Here is a 1680-nt window from a genome sequence, read left to right as displayed (position 1 = left end):
GGCGGTCGAGGGCTACGTCATCCACCGCTACGACGCGACCAGCGGCGTGAGCGCCACGGTGGGACCCGGCTGCAGCGGGGAGGTCGCCACGACGTCGTGCGTCGAGCAGAACGTCCCGCCCGGGAGCTGGGTTTACACGGACACTCCGCTTCAGGGCGGCTGGACGGGACCCGAGAGCCCGCGCAGCGCACCGGTGACGGTCCCCTGACCGAAGGAGCCGGCCACGGGCGCCCGGGTGAGCGTCAGAGCGAGGTGGAGAGCGCCACGTGGCGCCACCGGTCGAGTTCACGCCGCACCAGATCCAGTTTCGCCTCGACGCGCTCGACCGCGTCGGCGCCCAACTGCAGGCGCAGCGGGGGCTCGTCGCTCTCGGTGACGTCGACGACGGCCCTGGCGGCCTTCGCCGGGTCGCCCGGCTGACGGCCGTCGTAGGAGGCCAGCGCCTCGCGCACCGGTCCCGCGCCCGTGGCGTAGTCGGCGATGACGGCCGGCTCGGTGCGGAGGCTGGAGGTGCTCAGGAAGTCCGTGCGGAAGCCGCCCGGCTCGACGACCGTGACGCGGACTCCGAGGGGGGCCAGCTCGCCGTGCAGCGCTTCGGAGATGCCTTCGACGGCGAACTTCGATGCGCCGTACAGGCCCGTCGCCGGCGCGGTGGCGAAACCGGCCACGGAGCCGATGTTCAGGACGTGTCCGGACCGCTGGGCACGCAGGGTCGGCAGGGTCGCCCGCAGCGTGTTGAGCACGCCGAACACGTTGACGTCGAACAGCGCCCGCGCGGCCTCGTCCGAGGTCTCCTCGACGGCGCCGACGAGGCCGTAGCCGGCGTTGTTGGCCACGACGTCGATCCGGCCGAACCTGGCCAGCCCGGCCGCCACGGCGGCCGTCAGCTGCTCCGGTTCGGTCACGTCCGCGTTCACCGCCAGCAGTTCATCCGGTCCGTGCGGGTACGCCTCGAGCACCGCCGACACGTCCCTCGCCGTGGCGATCACACTGTGCCCCCGGTCCAGCGCCTCACGCGTGATCTCCGCGCCGAGTCCCCGCGATGCCCCGGTGACGAACCAAACGCCCATGTTCTCTCTCCTGTCCCGATGGGTCGACGGCTCGACGCTAGGTCCTAGAGTCGGGTCTAGATCAACATCCGTGCGGGGGAGGAGTGCTCATGGACCTGAGCATCGGTGAGGTGGCGCAGCGCAGCGGGCTGAGCGTGCACGCGTTGCGGTTCTACGAGCGGGAGGGACTGTTCGCCAACCCTGTTCGCCGCCTGTCCAACGGCCGCCGGATCTACCACGAGGAAGACCTGGAGTGGCTGGCGATCTGCACGAAACTGCGTTCCTCCGGCATGTCCCTGGCGATGATCCGGCAGTACATCGAACTGGCCCGCCAGGGCACGGGCAACGAACGCGAACGGCTTGAGCTGCTGCGCCGGCACGAGAACCACGTGGAGGCGCAGATCAGGGAGTTGCAGGGGACCCTGGACGTGATGCGGCACAAGGTGCGGATCTACGAGGACCACCTCGCCCGCGGCGAAGCCGACCGGCTGTGGAACCCGTCCCACCCGGACGCCGGGCAGGGGAGTTGAACGGGCCCCGCCGCCCCGGGCGTGGGGCGGCGGGGCCGAGGGCAGTTGCGGTGGAGCAAGGAAAGCCCGGCGCAGGAAGTCGGCGGGGTCGACTTCCTGCG

At 71.2% G+C, this 1680-nt stretch carries 3 protein-coding genes; 2 read left to right on the top strand and 1 reads right to left on the bottom strand.

Features of this window, described 5'->3' with window-relative positions:
- Positions 1-208 (top strand): hypothetical protein (locus AB0O00_RS38180; protein ID WP_363659284.1); only part of this gene is annotated, 208 nt, incomplete at its 5' end.
- A gap of 34 nt (positions 209-242) precedes the next feature.
- On the opposite strand, the gene AB0O00_RS38175 is transcribed toward AB0O00_RS38180, so the two are convergent.
- Entirely contained in the window at positions 243-1070 is an 828-nt protein-coding gene (locus AB0O00_RS38175; protein WP_363659283.1) for an oxidoreductase, read from the bottom strand.
- 89 nt (positions 1071-1159) lie between these two features.
- Here AB0O00_RS38175 and AB0O00_RS38170 point away from each other — a divergent pair, with 89 nt between their 5' ends.
- Positions 1160-1579, top strand: coding sequence for a MerR family transcriptional regulator (locus tag AB0O00_RS38170; protein WP_363659282.1), 420 nt, complete (start codon positions 1160-1162; stop codon positions 1577-1579).
- Positions 1580-1680: the final 101 nt, after the last annotated feature.

The organism is Kitasatospora sp. NPDC093558 (assembly GCF_040683475.1).
In the GTDB taxonomy this organism is placed as follows: Bacteria; Actinomycetota; Actinomycetes; order Streptomycetales; family Streptomycetaceae; genus Kitasatospora.
The sequence above is the reverse complement of the archived record's forward strand: the minus strand, read 5'-3'. Positions and strand labels throughout refer to the sequence as shown.